Annotated in this window: 14 protein-coding genes; 13 read left to right on the forward strand and 1 reads right to left on the reverse strand. The window is 70.5% G+C overall.

Translation table 11 applies throughout. From position 1 onward, the window contains the following. Positions 1-9: 9 nt before the first annotated feature. The 3 genes from ACIBUY_RS29865 (at position 10) to ftsH (ending at position 6,300) form a co-directional block, all read left to right on the forward strand. Positions 10-2,466 (forward strand): [protein-PII] uridylyltransferase, encoded by a 2,457-nt coding sequence (locus ACIBUY_RS29865; protein ID WP_399154262.1) that lies wholly within the window; start codon positions 10-12, stop codon positions 2,464-2,466. 190 nt (positions 2,467-2,656) lie between these two features. Then, positions 2,657-4,216, forward strand: coding sequence for a signal recognition particle protein (ffh, locus tag ACIBUY_RS29870; protein ID WP_365575409.1), 1,560 nt, complete (start codon positions 2,657-2,659; stop codon positions 4,214-4,216). Between the two features lie 143 nt (positions 4,217-4,359). After that, positions 4,360-6,300, forward strand: a complete 1,941-nt coding sequence (gene ftsH, locus ACIBUY_RS29875; RefSeq protein ID WP_365575412.1) for an ATP-dependent zinc metalloprotease FtsH — start codon at positions 4,360-4,362, stop codon at positions 6,298-6,300. A gap of 31 nt (positions 6,301-6,331) precedes the next feature. Here the strand turns inward: ftsH and ACIBUY_RS29880 are convergent, their stop codons facing one another. Beyond that, positions 6,332-7,195 carry an SAM-dependent methyltransferase gene (locus ACIBUY_RS29880; protein WP_365575415.1) on the reverse strand — a complete coding sequence of 288 codons (864 nt, stop codon included), beginning with the start codon at positions 7,193-7,195 and terminating at the stop codon, positions 6,332-6,334. 306 nt (positions 7,196-7,501) lie between these two features. Here ACIBUY_RS29880 and proS point away from each other — a divergent pair, with 306 nt between their 5' ends. From proS to lepB (ACIBUY_RS29930), 10 genes are all read left to right on the forward strand, one after another. Next, positions 7,502-8,917 carry a proline--tRNA ligase gene (gene proS / locus ACIBUY_RS29885; protein ID WP_399154263.1) on the forward strand — a complete coding sequence of 472 codons (1,416 nt, stop codon included), beginning with the start codon at positions 7,502-7,504 and terminating at the stop codon, positions 8,915-8,917. Between the two features lie 225 nt (positions 8,918-9,142). Next, positions 9,143-9,739, forward strand: a complete 597-nt coding sequence (locus ACIBUY_RS29890; RefSeq protein WP_365575421.1) for a hypothetical protein — start codon at positions 9,143-9,145, stop codon at positions 9,737-9,739. 199 nt (positions 9,740-9,938) lie between these two features. Beyond that, positions 9,939-10,364 carry a 30S ribosomal protein S16 gene (rpsP, locus tag ACIBUY_RS29895; RefSeq protein ID WP_365575424.1) on the forward strand — a complete coding sequence of 142 codons (426 nt, stop codon included), beginning with the start codon at positions 9,939-9,941 and terminating at the stop codon, positions 10,362-10,364. Positions 10,365-10,366: 2 nt separating this feature from the next. Next, positions 10,367-10,606: an RNA-binding protein gene (locus tag ACIBUY_RS29900; RefSeq protein ID WP_014176063.1), complete on the forward strand. Its 240-nt coding sequence runs from the start codon at positions 10,367-10,369 to the stop codon at positions 10,604-10,606. Positions 10,607-10,686: 80 nt separating this feature from the next. Further along, positions 10,687-11,244: a ribosome maturation factor RimM gene (gene rimM / locus ACIBUY_RS29905; RefSeq protein ID WP_365575427.1), complete on the forward strand. Its 558-nt coding sequence runs from the start codon at positions 10,687-10,689 to the stop codon at positions 11,242-11,244. Beyond that, a complete protein-coding gene (gene trmD / locus ACIBUY_RS29910; protein ID WP_365575430.1) occupies positions 11,241-12,062 on the forward strand; it encodes a tRNA (guanosine(37)-N1)-methyltransferase TrmD in 822 nt (273 codons plus the stop codon). Before rimM ends, trmD begins: the two co-directional genes overlap by 4 nt. Positions 12,063-12,194: 132 nt before the next feature. Next, entirely contained in the window at positions 12,195-12,545 is a 351-nt protein-coding gene (gene rplS, locus ACIBUY_RS29915; RefSeq protein WP_365575433.1) for a 50S ribosomal protein L19, read from the forward strand. A 45-nt stretch (positions 12,546-12,590) separates the two neighbouring features. Beyond that, complete coding sequence (gene lepB / locus ACIBUY_RS29920) at positions 12,591-13,295, forward strand: signal peptidase I (protein ID WP_399154264.1); 705 nt, start codon at positions 12,591-12,593, stop codon at positions 13,293-13,295. Continuing rightward, positions 13,288-14,403 carry a signal peptidase I gene (lepB, locus tag ACIBUY_RS29925; RefSeq protein WP_365575608.1) on the forward strand — a complete coding sequence of 372 codons (1,116 nt, stop codon included), beginning with the start codon at positions 13,288-13,290 and terminating at the stop codon, positions 14,401-14,403. The genes lepB (ACIBUY_RS29920) and lepB (ACIBUY_RS29925) overlap by 8 nt, the downstream gene beginning before the upstream one ends. Next, a complete protein-coding gene (gene lepB / locus ACIBUY_RS29930; RefSeq protein ID WP_365575439.1) occupies positions 14,291-15,265 on the forward strand; it encodes a signal peptidase I in 975 nt (324 codons plus the stop codon). The genes lepB (ACIBUY_RS29925) and lepB (ACIBUY_RS29930) overlap by 113 nt, the downstream gene beginning before the upstream one ends. Positions 15,266-15,327: the final 62 nt, after the last annotated feature.

The following is a 15,327-nucleotide window of genomic DNA, read 5'->3' on the forward strand; positions in this document are numbered from 1 at the left end:
AGTCGCTGGGTGACGAGTGTGAACGACGTACGGACCGAAGCAGCGGACGAACCCAGCGGCTACGCGGCGGCCCGGCTGCGCCTCCTCCAAGGAGAGGCGCAGTCCGGGCCGCCGCGCCGTTCCGCCCTCGCGGAACTGACCGACGACTGGCTCACCGAGCTGTTCGGGGCGGGTGCGCCGGGCGTCTCCCTGATCGCCGTCGGCGGCTACGGGCGCGGCGAGCTCTCCCCGCGCAGCGACCTGGACCTGCTCCTCCTGCACGACGGCTCCGCCGACGCCGGGGAGGTCGCCGCCCTCGCCGACCGCATCTGGTACCCGGTGTGGGACCTCGGCCTCGCCCTCGACCACTCCGTGCGCACCCCCGTCGAGGCCCGCAAGACGGCGGGCGACGACCTCAAGGTGCAGCTGGGCCTGCTGGACGCGCGGCACATCGCGGGCGACCTCGGCCTGACGGCGGGACTGCGCACCGCCGTTCTCGCGGACTGGCGCAACCAGGCCCCCAAGCGGCTCCCCGAACTGCACGAGCTGTGCGAGGAACGGGCCGAGCGGCAGGGCGAGTTGCAGTTCCTGCTCGAACCCGACCTGAAGGAAGCGCGCGGCGGACTGCGGGACGCCACGGCACTGCGGGCCGTCGCCGCGTCCTGGCTGGCCGACGCGCCGCGCGAGGGCCTCGCCGACGCGCGCCGCCGCCTCCTCGACGTGCGCGACGCCCTGCACCTGACGACCGGCCGCGCCACCGACCGCCTCGCGCTCCAGGAACAGGACCAGGTCGCCGCGGAACTCGGCCTGCTGGACGCCGACACACTGCTGCGCCAGGTGTACGAGGCCGCGCGCACCGTCTCGTACGCCAGCGATGTCACCTGGCGCGAGGTGGGCCGGGTCCTCAAATCCCGTGCCGTACGCCCCCGGCTGCGCGCCATGCTGGGCGGCAGGCCCGCGCCCGCGGAGCGCTCGCCGCTCGCCGAGGGCGTCGTCGAGATGGACGGCGAGGTCGTGCTCGCCCGTGCGGCCCGGCCCGAGCGCGACCCCGTCCTCCCGCTGCGCGCCGCCGCCGCTGCCGCCCAGGCCGGGCTCCCGCTGTCGCTGCACGCGGTACGCAGGATGGCCTCGGCCGCCCGGCCGCTGCCCACGCCCTGGCCCGCCGAGGCCCGCGAACAGCTCGTGACGCTGCTCGGTGCGGGCCGCCCCACGGTCGAGGTGTGGGAGGCCCTGGAGGCCGAGGGGCTGATCACCCGGCTGCTGCCGGACTGGGAGCGGGTGCGGTGCCGGCCCCAGCGCAACGCCGTGCACACCTGGACCGTCGACCGGCACCTGGTCGAAACCGCCGTCCAGGCAGCCGAGTTGACCCGCCGCGTCGGCCGTCCCGACCTGCTGCTCGTCGCCGCGCTGCTGCACGACATCGGCAAGGGCTGGCCCGGCGACCACTCGGTCGCGGGCGAGATCATCGCGCGGGACGTCGCGGCCCGGATCGGCTTCGACCGGGCGGACGTGACGGTGCTCGCCTGTCTCGTACGCCATCACCTGCTGCTCATCGAGACGGCGACCCGGCGCGACCTGGAGGACCCGGCGACCGTACGGGCCGTCGCGGACGCGGTCGGCTCGGTCGGCACGCTCGAGCTGCTGCACGCCCTCACCGAGGCGGACGCGCTCGCCACCGGGCCCGCCGCCTGGTCGACCTGGCGCGGCTCGCTCGTCGCCGATCTGGTCAAGCGGGTCGCGGCGGTGCTCGCCGGGGACGAACCCGTCGACGCGGTGGCCTCCGTCACCGCCGAGCCCACCGCCGAGCAGGAGCGGCTCGCCCTGGAGGCGCTGCGCACGGGCGGCCCGGTGCTCGCGCTGCGCGCGCAGACGGAAGCGGTGCCGGACGGCTCCGCCGGCGAGGCGGGCGACCCGGAGCCGCTCGGCGTCGAGCTGCTGATCGCCGTGCCCGACCAGCCGGGGGTGCTGCCCGCGGTGGCCGGGGTGCTCGCCGTGCACCGGCTCGCGGTGCGCGCGGCCGAGCTGCGGGCCCTGACGTTCCCGGAGGCGGGGGAGGGCGCCGTCCTGCTGCTCGACTGGCGGGTCGCAGCCGAGTACGGGTCCCTGCCGCAGGCCGCCCGGCTCCGCGCCGATCTCGTACGCGCCCTCGACGGATCGCTCGACATCACCGCCCGCCTCGCCGAGCGGGACGCGGCCTATCCGCGCCGGCGCGGCGTGGTGGCACCGCCGCCCCGGGTCACCGTGGCCTCGGCCGCGTCCCGCCTCGCGACGGTCATCGAAGTGCGGGCCCAGGATGCGCCGGGCCTGCTGCACCGGATCGGGCGCGCCCTGGAGGCCGCCGACGTACGGGTGCGCTCCGCGCACGTGTCGACGCTGGGGGCGAACGCGGTGGACGCGTTCTACGTCACCGGGCCCGAGGGGGCACCGCTGCCGTCGGCGGAGGCGGTGTCGGTGGCCAGGGCGGTGGAAGGGGCGTTGCAGGTCTGAGTGGCGTGCGCCTGCGCAGCGTTGCTCGTCGTGCGGCCGGCGCCGAGGTTTCGCACGCGTCGTCCCCGCCTGCGCGGGGCGCTGTCCCCCGCCTGCCGGATCCGGCAGGCGGGGGCGCTTTGTTTCGCGCGCCAGATACCCTGGGGGGCGACTGCCCACCATCCGACGAACCTGAGGACCGACGAGCGCCGTGTTCGACACTCTCTCCGACCGCTTGGCGAATACCTTCAAGACCCTCCGGGGGAAAGGCCGTCTCTCTGAGGCGGACATCGACGCCACGGCACGCGAGATTCGAATCGCGTTGCTGGAAGCCGATGTCGCGCTGCCGGTCGTCCGGGCATTCATCAAGCAGATCAAGACCAGGGCTGCCGGCGTCGAGGTCTCCCAGGCGCTGAACCCGGCCCAGCAGGTCATCAAGATCGTCAACGAGGAGCTCATCGGCATCCTCGGTGGCGAGACCCGCCGTCTGCGCTTCGCCAAGACCGGCCCGACCGTGATCATGCTCGCGGGTCTGCAGGGTGCCGGTAAGACGACCCTCGCCGGAAAGCTCGGCAGCTGGCTCAAGGGCCAGGGGCACTCGCCGCTGCTCGTCGCCTGTGACCTCCAGCGCCCGAACGCGGTGAACCAGCTGAGCGTGGTCGCCGAGCGCGCCGGCGTCGGCATCTACGCGCCGGAGCCGGGCAACGGGGTGGGCGACCCGGTGCAGGTCGCCAAGGACTCCATCGAGTACGCCAAGTCCAAGGTGTACGACGTGGTCATCGTCGACACCGCGGGCCGCCTCGGCATCGACGCCGAGCTGATGCAGCAGGCCGCCGACATCCGCGACGCGGTCTCGCCCGACGAGGTCCTCTTCGTCGTCGACGCCATGATCGGTCAGGACGCGGTCAACACGGCCGAGGCGTTCCGCGACGGCGTCGGCTTCGACGGCGTCGTCCTGTCGAAGCTCGACGGTGACGCCCGAGGCGGTGCGGCGCTGTCGATCGCGCACGTCACCGGCCGCCAGATCATGTTCGCCTCGAACGGCGAGAAGCTGGACGACTTCGACGCGTTCCACCCGGACCGCATGGCGTCCCGCATCCTCGGCATGGGCGACATGCTCACGCTGATCGAGAAGGCCGAGCAGACCTTCTCGCAGCAAGAGGCCGAGAAGATGGCCTCGAAGCTGGCCTCCAAGAAGGGCCAGGACTTCACGCTCGACGACTTCCTGGCGCAGATGGAGCAGGTCAGGAAGATGGGCTCCATCTCCAAGCTGCTCGGCATGCTGCCGGGGATGGGTCAGATCAAGGACCAGATCAACAACCTCGACGAGCGCGACGTCGACCGCACCGCCGCGATCATCAAGTCGATGACCCCGGCCGAGCGCGCCGACGCCACGATCATCAACGGCTCGCGCCGCGCCCGTATCGCCAAGGGTTCCGGCGTCGAGGTCAGCGCCGTCAAGAACCTGGTCGAGCGGTTCTTCGAGGCCCGCAAGATGATGTCCCGCATGGCCCAGGGCGGCGGCATGCCGGGGATGCCGGGCATGCCCGGGATGGGCGGCGGCGCCGGCCGGACGAAGAAGCAGCCGAAGAAGGCCAAGGGCAAGCAGCGCTCCGGCAACCCGATGAAGCGCAAGCAGCAGGAGCAGGAGGAGGCGGCCCGGCGCGAGGCGGCCGCTCAGGCGGGCGGCGCGCTCGGCCTGCCCGGCGCGGACCAGCAGGCGGGCAAGGACTTCGAGCTCCCCGACGAGTTCAAGAAGTTCATGGGCTGACCTGCCCGGACACTGTCCGCGTACGTTTTTGAAGGGCCCGGGACCGATGCGGTTCCGGGCCCTTCGCGCGTCTCTTCCCCGGTGGCGGGCCCCCGTGATGTGTGCGCTGATGGGCCCAGGACCGGCGGCGAAGGAGAGAAGGCGTGGCGAACCCCGTACCCCCGCGCGATCGCACCGATCAGCCGTGGCGCTCCGAGGGTGCGCCGCCGCCCCCGCCCCCGCAGGCGCCCAAGCGCAAGATGCCCGGCGGCTGGGGCAGCCTCATCCTCACGGCGCTGATCGTCTACCTCATCGCCAACCTGGTCCTGTCCTTCTTCAACGAGGGCGACGAGCCGACGATCTCGTACACCGAGTTCAGCAAGCAGGTCGCCAACGACAACGTCTCCAAGATCTACTCCAAGGGCGACGCGATCCAGGGCCAGCTCAAGAAGGAGCAGCCCACTCCCGGCGACAGCGACAGCAGCAGCGACAACTACACCAAGTTCACGACGCAGCGGCCGTCCTTCGCCGACGACCAGCTGTGGGAGAACCTGGAGAAGCACGACGTGACGGTGACGGCCGAACCGGTCGTCCAGGAGCGCAGCTTCCTGTCCAACCTGCTCATCTCGCTCGCCCCGATGCTGCTCCTCGTCGTCCTGTGGATCTTCATCGCGCGCCGGATGAGCCAGGGCATGGGCGGGGCGGGCGGCATGCTGGGCCGCAAACAGCCGCCGAAACCGGTCGAGTTGGAGCCCGGCAAGAAGCGCACCACCTTCGAGGACGTCGCCGGCATCGACGAGGTCGAGGGCGAGCTCAACGACGTCGTCGACTTCCTCAAGAACCCCGACGAGTACCGCAAGATGGGCGCCAAGATGCCGCGCGGCGTGCTCCTCGCGGGCCCGCCCGGCACCGGCAAGACGCTGCTCGCGCGCGCGGTCGCGGGTGAAGCCGGGGTTCCGTTCTTCTCGGCCTCGGCCTCCGAGTTCATCGAGATGATCGTCGGCGTCGGTGCCTCGCGCGTACGGGAACTGTTCGCCGAAGCCCGCAAGGTCGCGCCCTCCATCATCTTCATCGACGAGATCGACACCATCGGCCGGGCCCGCGGTGGCGGCTCCGGCATGGGCGGCCACGACGAGCGCGAACAGACCCTGAACCAGATCCTCACCGAGATGGACGGCTTCACCGGCTCCGAGGGCGTCATCGTCATCGCCGCCACCAACCGCGCCGACGTCCTCGACCCTGCCCTGACCCGGCCTGGCCGCTTCGACCGCGTCGTCAACGTCTCGCCGCCCGACCGCGGCGGCCGCGAGGCCATCCTCAAGATCCACTCCAGGGAGATCCCGCTCGCCCAGGACGTCGACCTCGCCCAAGTCGCCCGTACGACACCGGGCATGACCGGCGCCGAACTGGCCAACCTCACCAACGAGGCAGCCCTCCTCGCCGTCAAGCGCAAGCAGAAGGAGGTCACGCAGACCGACCTCTCCGAGGCGCTCGAGAAGGTCCAGCTGGGCGCCGAGCGGCCCCTGGTGATGCCCGAGGAGGAGCGCCGCCGCACCGCCTTCCACGAGAGCGGTCACGCCCTCCTTGGCATGCTCCAGCCCGGCGCCGACCCGGTCCGCAAGATCACCATCGTGCCGCGCGGCAGGGCCCTCGGCGTGACGCTGTCCACCCCGGATGCAGACAAGTACGCGTACACGGAGGAGTACCTGCGCGGGCGCATCATCGGGGCACTGGGCGGCATGGCAGCCGAGCAGGTCGTCTACGGAGTCATCACCACCGGAGCCGAGAACGACCTCGAACAGGTCACCAACATCGCCCGCGGCATGGTCGCCCGCTGGGGCATGAGCGAGAAGGTCGGCCGTCTGTCGGCGCTGCCGAACGATGCGCAGCAGGCGTACGGACTCGCCGCCGCCCCGGACACCCTGGACACGATCGACGGCGAGATGCGCCGCATCGTGGACGAGTGCTACGCGGAGGCGTGCGACAAGCTGCGCGAGAACCGCGACAAGCTGGACGCGCTCGCTGCCGCGCTGATGGAGAGCGAGACCCTGGAGGAGGCCGACGCGTACCGGGTCGCTGGCATCACGCGCCTCACCAAGGACTGAGCGGGCGGCTCGTGCCTCACACCGTCCGGCCTCACACCGTCCGCGCGATCAGGTACCGGAAGACATTGGACATCCAGACCGTGCCGTCGCCGCGTACGTACGGCTGCAGCGCCTCCGTCACTTCCTTGTCCACCTGTGCCAGGTCGGTCGCCCCCACTGCCGCGTCGAACAGCCCGGTGGAGAGCAGGCCGCGCACCGCGCTCTCCGTGTCCGCGTACCCGAAGGGGCAGGCCACGCGCCCCGATCCGTCGGGCCGCAGCCCCGCTCGCTGAGCCACCTCTTCGAGGTCGTCCCGCAGGGCGGGCCGCCAACTGCCCGTACTACGGAGGGGGTCGGCGAGTTTCGCGGCCACCCGTAGGACGGACGACGTGGTGCAGCGCTCCGGAGGGCCCCATCCGACGAGCACCACGGCAGCGCCCCGCTGCGCCAGCGGCGCGGCCTCCGCCAGCAGCGTCGACAGACCGTCCGCGTCGCCGGCCGTGCAGCCGATCGGCTGGAAGGCGGTGATCAGGTCGTACGGGGTCCCGCCCGGGCCCGTGGGCGCCGTGCCGTCGTCGCCGCCGTCGGACAGGCGGGTGCCCGTGGGCCCGCGCTCCTTCCAGGCGGTGGGCAGCAGCCGCTCACGGGCCAGTGCCAGCCGCTCGGGCCGCTCGGCCTCGACGCCGGTCACCGAGGCGCCGCGCGAGGCCGCCATGAGCAGGGCGAGCCCGGAGCCGCAGCCGAGCGCCAGGAGGCGGGTGCCGGAACCGACCTCGAGCCGTTGGTAGACCGCTTCGTAGACGGGCACCAGCATCCGCTCCTGGATCTCTGCCCAGTCACGCGCGCGTGCGTCCCGGTCCGCGCGCGGTGCCGGTGCCGCGAGGGGGAGGTGTCGCCGCACGAGCGTAGGTGTCATCGAAAGTGCCCCAATCCACCGAGAGATGCCGAGAGTTGCCGAGATTCTTCGAGAGATGTCGCTCTGCCGTGCGATGTCGCTCTGCCGTGCCGACCGTGTCCGCGCGCTGCCCGCACGCCCCCCGTATGCCAGGGAACTCCGCATCGTCCGTCACGTCTAGGGGGTGTTTGGCAGGCGTGCCGACAATGCCCGCGCACACCGTCGTGCGCCCTCGGAGCGTCATATGACGGGCGCACGACGGTGCGCACGGGCATCCGGGCGAAAAGGATTCGGGGCACGTACGCCTCGCGCCGTAGCATGCGCGCCATGGCCAAAGCACCTGTTCTCACGCCCCAGGCGGAAGACTTCCCGCGCTGGTACCAGGACCTGATCTCCAAGGCCGAACTGGCCGACAACGGGCCGGTGCGCGGCACGATGGTCATCCGGCCGTACGGCTACGGCCTGTGGGAGCGGATGCAGCAGGACATGGACGCGCGCATCAAGGAGACGGGCACGCAGAACGCGTACTTCCCCCTCCTGATCCCGCAGTCCTACCTCGCGCGCGAAGCCGACCACGTCGAGGGTTTCGCGCCCGAGCTGGCCGTGGTCACGCACGGCGGCGGCAAGGAGCTCGAGGAGCCCGCCGTCGTCCGCCCCACCTCCGAGATGATCGTCAACGAGTACTTCGCCAAGTGGGTGCAGAGCTACCGCGACCTTCCCCTCCTCATCAACCAATGGGCCAATGTGGTGCGTTGGGAGCTGCGGCCCCGGCTCTTCCTTCGTACGACGGAGTTCCTGTGGCAGGAGGGCCACACGGCGCACGCGACCTACGAAGAGGCGCGCGACTTCGCGGCACGCATCCACCGGCACGTGTACGCGGACTTCATGGAGAACGTCCTCGCCATGGACGTCCTCCTGGGACGCAAGACCCCCAAGGAGCGCTTCGCGGGCGCCATCAACACCCTCACCCTCGAAGGGATGATGGGCGACGGCAAGGCCCTCCAGATGGGCACGAGCCACGAACTCGGCCAGAACTTCGCCAGGGCGTTCGGCACGCAGTACCTGTCGAAGGAAGGCAAGCAGGAGCTGGTCTGGCAGACGTCCTGGGGCTCGACGACCCGCATGATCGGCGCCCTCGTGATGATGCACGGCGACGACAACGGCCTGCGCGTGCCGCCCCGCCTCGCCCCCACACAGGTCGTCGTCCTCGCCATCAAGGGCGACGAGGCGGTGCTCCAGAAGGTGCGCGAGATCGGCGACGTATTGAAGGCGGCCGGAATCCGCGTGCACGTGGACGACCGTACGGACGTCCCCTTCGGGAGGCGGGCCGTCGACTGGGAGCTGAAGGGCGTCCCCGTACGGGTGGAGATCGGACCGCGCGACCTGGAGAACGGCACCGCGATGCTCGCCCGGCGCATCCCCGGCGGCAAGGAGGCCGTGTCCGTCGACTCCCTGGCCGGGCTGCTGCCGACGGTCCTGGAGGAGGATCAGGCACTGCTCCTGAAGCAGTCGCGCGAGCGCCGCACGTCCCGTACGAGCGACGTCACCACCGTCGACGAGGCCGTCGAGGCGGCCACTGCCGGAGGCTGGGCGCGCATCCCGTGGGCCGCCCTCGGCGAGCAGGGCGAGGCCAAGCTCGCGGAGCACGCGGTGTCCGTACGGTGTCTGCTCGCCGCGGACGGGTCGGTGCCCGACGCGGATGACGCACCCGGTAACGTCGCCGTGGTGGCCCGCGCGTACTGAGGCCGAAAACAGGACTTGTGCAACGGACGCCCCGGCGCGCGGCTCGCGTACACGCCGGGGCGTACGTGTTACTACGCACCACCTTGGTGTGAGCTGTGAAGCTTCTCCGCAGATCAGCGCACCCGCCCTCGTCAGGACGCATGAGCGGCAACTGACTGGTACGTGCAAAATATTTGGGATGCCCCGGAATAGGAACACAGAGGCACCCCGGCTCGTTGTCACGACGTGAGCACGACACCACCTGTTCTCGCCGCAGAGCTGGCAGGGGCGTGGGCCGACATTCAGCGGCACCACCCCGAACTGCCGGATCTTGCCGCGCCCGAATCCCTGATCGGGGAGTCGTCGTCCGCCTGCGGACACGAGCTCTCCTTCGAGCGACTGCTTCACGAGGCAGTCCATGGCATCGCAGCAGCGCGCGGAGTCCGCGACACCTCGCGCGCCGGCCGGTACCACAACCGCAGATTCCTCGCCATCGCCGAGGAGTTGGGCCTGGACCATCCCGATGAGCCGCACCCCAGCAGCGGCTTCTCGCTGGTCACGCTCAACCCGGAGGCCAAGCAGCGCTACCGGCAGACGATCGAGCGGCTCCAGCGCGCCCTCAAGGCGCACACCGTGGCGACCGCCGCGGACACCAAGCGCAGTTTCCGCGGCCCGGCCGCGCGCCACGGCTCCTCCGGGGGCGGCGTCCGCGTCAAGGCCGTCTGTGACTGCGGCCGCAATGTCCGCGTCGTGCCGTCGGTGCTCGCGCAGGCGCCGATCGTGTGCGGCGGATGCGGCAAGCCGTTCCGCATCCCGGAGGTCGTCGGCGTGGCGGCGGGGTGAGCGCTCAGCGCCTGGTGGGGTGGCCGGACGCGGGGTCGGTCGTCCCACCGGCGTATGGCACAATGGACAGCTGTACTCGACAGTCGCACAGGACCCCTCTCTCCTCCGGCTGACGCGTCCATCGGGCACTCGGGTACCGCAACCCCACGCGGCAATCTCGCCGTGCCCACCCACGTCAAGACCAGGAGACACCACTCCAGTGGCAGTCAAGATCAAGCTGAAGCGTCTGGGCAAGATCCGTTCGCCTCACTACCGCATCGTCGTCGCCGACTCCCGTACCCGCCGTGACGGCCGGGCCATCGAGGAGATCGGTCTGTACCACCCGGTGCAGAACCCCTCGCGCATCGAGGTCGACTCGGAGCGCGCGCAGTACTGGCTGGGTGTCGGCGCGCAGCCGACCGAGCCGGTTCTCGCCATCCTGAAGCTCACCGGCGACTGGCAGAAGCACAAGGGCCTGCCGGCTCCGGAGCCGCTGAAGGTCGCCGAGCCCAAGAAGGCTCGCCCGTCCTTCGAGGCGCTGGCCACGGCCGACGAGCCCAAGGGTGAGGCCATCACCCAGAAGAAGAAGGCTGAGAAGAAGGACGACACGGCCGAGGCCGCTGCGTCCGAGTCGACCGAGGCCTGAGCATGCTCGAGGAGGCTCTTGAGCACCTCGTGAAGGGCATTGTCGACAACCCCGACGACGTGCAGGTCGCCTCGCGCAACCTGCGTCGTGGGCGCGTGCTCGAGGTCCGGGTCCACCCCGACGACCTCGGCAAGGTGATCGGCCGCAACGGCCGCACCGCGCGTGCCCTGCGCACCGTCGTGGGCGCCATCGGCGGCCGCGGAGTCCGCGTCGACCTCGTCGACGTCGACCAGGTTCGCTGACAAGTTGAACACCGGCTCGGGCCGGGGAGGGCTTACGGGCCGTCCCCGGCCCTAGTCGTATGACAGGAGAGTTTCGCACCGTGCAGTTGGTAGTGGGGCGCATCGGCCGCGCCCATGGCATCAAGGGTGAAGTCACCATCGAGGTGCGCACCGACGAGCCCGAGCTGCGGCTCGGCCCCGGCGCGGTGCTCGCCACCGACCCCGCCTCCACGGGACCGCTGACCATCGAGTCCGGCCGGGTGCACAGCGGGCGCCTGCTGCTGCGCTTCGCGGGCGTACGCGACCGCACCGGCGCGGAGGCGCTGCGCAACACCCTCCTGATCGCCGAGGTCGACCCGGAGGAGCTGCCGGAGGACGAGGACGAGTTCTACGACCACCAGCTCATGGACCTCGACGTCGTCACCGTCGACGGCACCGAGGTGGGACGCATCACCGAGATCTCGCACCTGCCCTCGCAGGACCTGTTCATCGTGGAGCGCCCCGACGGCAGCGAGGTCATGATCCCGTTCGTCGAGGAGATCGTCACCGAGATCGACCTCGAGGAGCAGAAGGCGGTCATCGACCCGCCGCCGGGCCTGATCGACGACCGCGCGGAGGTCGCCTCCTCCCGCGACGCCTCGGAGGAAGAGTCCGCATGAGGCTCGACGTCGTCACGATCTTCCCCGAGTACCTCGAGCCGCTGAACGTCTCGCTCGTCGGCAAGGCACGCGCGCGTGGTCAACTCGACGTCCACGCGCACGACTTGAGGCAGTGGACGTACGACCGTCACAACACGGTCGACGACACCCCCTACGGCGGCGGCCCCGGCATGGTCATGAAGACCGAGCCGTGGGGCGACTGCCTCGACGACGTCCTCGCCGACGGGTACGAGAGCGGGGCGCACGGGCCCGTCCTGGTCGTCCCCACGCCCTCCGGGCGCCCCTTCACCCAGGAACTCGCGGTCGAGCTCTCCGAGCGCCCCTGGCTGGTCTTCACGCCCGCGCGCTACGAGGGCATCGACCGACGCGTCATCGACGAGTACGCGACCCGCATGCCGGTCTACGAGGTCTCGATCGGCGACTACGTACTCGCCGGCGGGGAAGCCGCGGTGCTCGTGATCACGGAGGCCGTGGCGCGCCTGCTGCCGGGCGTCCTCGGCAACGCCGCCTCCCACCAGGACGACTCCTTCGCGCCGGGGGCCATGGCGAACCTCCTGGAAGGGCCCGTCTACACCAAGCCGCCCGAGTGGCGCGGCCGGGACATCCCCGAGGTGCTGCTCAGCGGCCACCACGGCAAGATCGCCCGCTGGCGCCGGGACGAGGCGTTGCGCCGCACCGTGCGCCACCGGCCGGACCTGATCGGGCGCACGGACCCCAAGGCCTTCGACAAGAAGGACCGGGAAATGCTCTCGATCCTGGGCTGGGGCCCCGGCCCCGACGGGCGATTTGGGCCAACGCCCATGGCCGTGGAAGAATAGGCCGCTGCTGTACGTCCAGCCTGCGCCCCTGCCACAGGGGGAACGACGCAAGGCCCGACGCGATCAGCTACCGAATCTCATCGCATACCTCCCGCCGATGACCTGTGGCATCGGTGAAGAAAGCAGACGATCATGACTCACCTGCTCGACTCCGTCGACTCCGCGTCGCTGCGCAGCGACGTCCCGGCCTTCCGCCCGGGTGACACCGTCAACGTCCACGTCCGCGTCATCGAGGGCAACCGCTCCCGTGTGCAGCAGTTCAAGGGCGTAGTCATCCGCCGCCAGGGCGCCGGTGTCCGCGAGACCTTCACGGTCCGCAAGGTCTCCTTCTCCGTGGGCGTCGAGCGCACCTTCCCGGTGCACACCCCGATCGTCGAGAAGATCGAGCTCGTCACCAAGGGTGACGTGCGTCGCGCCAAGCTGTACTACCTGCGCGACCTGCGCGGCAAGGCCGCGAAGATCAAGGAGAAGCGCGAGAACTGATCTCGCGTTCGGGGTCACGAAGTCGCCGGATAGCATCTGGCCTCGATGGACACCGAAGCACAGCCTCTGGAGCGCGACCGCTCCTCCGAGCCCCCCGAGCACACCTCAGCGGGCGAGGAGGACCGGTCGCGCTCCTCTGTGCTGTCCGGGGTCGTCTCCTGGCTGCCCGGCGGCCGCATCACGCTCGCCCTGCTCCTGTGCATGGCGTTCCTGCTGGCGTTCAGCGTCTTCGTGATGCAGCCGTTCCAGATCCCCAGCAGCTCGATGGAGTCGACATTGAGGATCGGGGACCGCGTTCTCGTAAATAAGTTGGCGTACCGTTTCGGTGCCGAGCCGAAGCGGGGGGACGTCGTCGTCTTTGACGGCAGCGGCTACTTCGGCGACGCCGACTACATCAAGCGCGTCGTGGGCACCGGGGGAGACCACGTGGTCTGCTGCGACAGCAAGGGGAGGATCGCGGTGAACGGGCAGTCCGTCGACGAGCGCTCCGTGCTGCACGCCGGGGACGCCCCTTCGGAGGTGCCCTTCGACATCGAGGTTCCCGAAGGCTCCCTCTTCCTGCTCGGCGACCACCGCAGCGACTCCCGCGACTCCCGTGACTATCTGGGCGCGCCCGGCGGCGGGTTTGTCCCCGTCGGCCACGTGATCGGCAGGGCACAGTGGATCGCCTGGCCCGCCGGACACTGGCACTCCTTGTCGCGTGAAGACGTCTACGCGCGCGTGCCCGCACCCGGCGGTGCCCATGGGTAGGCGCGGCAAGATCCGCTCCGGCCATCGCGCGGACGACCGGCTGCCCACCGGGAGCCGGCCCACCAGCGGACCGCCGCTGCCCGGCCGCGCCGAGCGGCGCAGGCTCGCGCGCAAGGTGAAGCGACGCAGAAGGCGTTCCGCGATCAAGGAGATACCCCTCCTGATCGGCGTCGCCCTGCTCATAGCCCTCGTCCTCAAGACGTTCCTGATCCAGGCGTTCGTGATCCCCTCGGGTTCCATGGAGCAGACGATCAAGATCGGCGACCGGGTCGTCGTCGACAAGCTCACCCCCTGGTTCGGCGCGAAGGTGCACCGCGGCGACGTCGTCGTCTTCCAGGACCCGGGCAAGTGGCTCGAGCAGGAGACCGGCCAGAAGAAGGACGACCCCGTCGGGGTCAAGCAGATCAAGGAAGGCCTGACCTGGATCGGGCTGCTGCCGTCCGACAACGAGCGCGATCTCATCAAGCGTGTCGTCGGGGTCGGCGGCGACACCGTGAAGTGCTGCGACGCGCAGGGCCGCGTCACGGTCAACGGAACCCCGCTGAACGAGACGGCGTACATCCACCCCGGAAACGCCCCCTCCAAGTTCGACTTCTCGGTGAAGGTGCCCGAAGGGCGGCTCTTCGTGATGGGCGACCACCGGGCCAACTCCGCAGACTCGCGGTACCACTTGACGGAGAAGTTCAACGGAACGGTCTCCGAGAAGTCGGTCGTGGGCCGTGCCCGGTGGATCGTGTGGCCGATCGGGCACTGGACCGGGCTCGGCGAACCGGACACGTTCTCCGCAGTGTCCGACGCGCATGGCGACGGGTCGACCGCGGCTCCCGCCGCGTCGCATAGGCTGGCCACCGCGAACAGTGCCGTACCGGGTTCGAGCGCGTCGGATCCGGACGGATTGATCCCCCTCCCGAGCCCTGCGGAACTCCCGCTCGTTATGGGAGTGGTGGGCCTGCATCGCGTAGGGATCAGGCAGCGGCACGGACTGAGGAGTGGATGTGGGGGACTTGGCGGTCGGCGCACGGTCGGGGCACGAGCCCGAGAAGCAGCCCGGGCGATCCGACGACGCGGCGAGTCCCGCCGCGACGGACCACGTGCCCGAAGACGGTGAGGCCACGGCGCCGCCGCCCGGTGGCGACGCGGACTTGGGCGAGACGGCCGGGAGCAAGCCGAAGAAGCCCCGCTCCTTCTGGAAGGAGCTGCCGCTCCTCGTCGTCATCGCGCTCGTTCTCGCCCTGGTGATCAAGACGTTCCTGGTCCAGGCGTTCTCGATCCCGTCGGCGTCCATGGAGAACACGCTGCAGATCGGCGACCGCGTGCTCGTCGACAAGCTGACCCCGTGGTTCGGCTCCGAGCCCGAGCGCGGCGAGGTCATCGTCTTCCACGACCCCGACAAGTGGCTGGAGGGCGAGCCGACGGCGGAGCCGAACGCGGTGCAGCAGGTCCTCAGCTGGATCGGCCTGATGCCGTCGGCCAACGAGAAGGACCTCATCAAGCGCGTCATCGGCGTCGGTGGCGACACCATCGAGTGCAAGGGCACGGGCCCGCTCAAGGTCAACGGCAAGGCGCTCAACGAGCCGTACGTGTACGCGGGCAACACCCCGTGCACGGCGGACAATGCGGGCGGAACGTTCAAGGTGACGGTACCCAAGGGCAAAGTTTGGGTCATGGGTGACCACCGCCAGGACTCGATGGACTCCCGCTACCACCAGAGCGACAAGAACCACGGCTTCGTGCCGGTGGACAACGTCGTGGGCCGCGCCATCGTCGTCGCCTGGCCGCCCACGCACTGGTCGACCCTGCCGGTGCCGGACACCTTCGACCAGCCGGGCATCAACGCGGCGGCAAGCGCGGCTCCGGGCGCGCTCGGGCTCGCGGGCGCGGTACCGCTGGTCCTGTGGCGCAGGCGCAAGATCAACCGGCGTCTTACCGAGGGGAACACCAGGGTTTCTGCGACCGGTACCGCCGGGTAGGGTGCCGTCCCAGATCGCCGATCTTCCGTGGTCCGAGCCATGTCGGGCCGGGCCGCGAGATC

Origin of the sequence: Streptomyces sp. NPDC050085, from assembly GCF_044460595.1 — a bacterium.
Lineage (GTDB): Bacteria > Actinomycetota > Actinomycetes > Streptomycetales > Streptomycetaceae > Streptomyces.

Coding starts and splice junctions, on each gene's coding strand:
- ACIBUY_RS29880 (WP_365575415.1), bottom strand. CDS start 7,195: ATGACACCTACGCTCGTGCGGCGACACCTCCCCCTCGCGGCACCGGCA.
- proS (WP_399154263.1), top strand. CDS start 7,502: ATGGCCAAAGCACCTGTTCTCACGCCCCAGGCGGAAGACTTCCCGCGC.
- ACIBUY_RS29900 (WP_014176063.1), top strand. CDS start 10,367: ATGCTCGAGGAGGCTCTTGAGCACCTCGTGAAGGGCATTGTCGACAAC.
- trmD (WP_365575430.1), top strand. CDS start 11,241: ATGAGGCTCGACGTCGTCACGATCTTCCCCGAGTACCTCGAGCCGCTG.
- rplS (WP_365575433.1), top strand. CDS start 12,195: ATGACTCACCTGCTCGACTCCGTCGACTCCGCGTCGCTGCGCAGCGAC.
- lepB (WP_399154264.1), top strand. CDS start 12,591: ATGGACACCGAAGCACAGCCTCTGGAGCGCGACCGCTCCTCCGAGCCC.
- lepB (WP_365575608.1), top strand. CDS start 13,288: ATGGGTAGGCGCGGCAAGATCCGCTCCGGCCATCGCGCGGACGACCGG.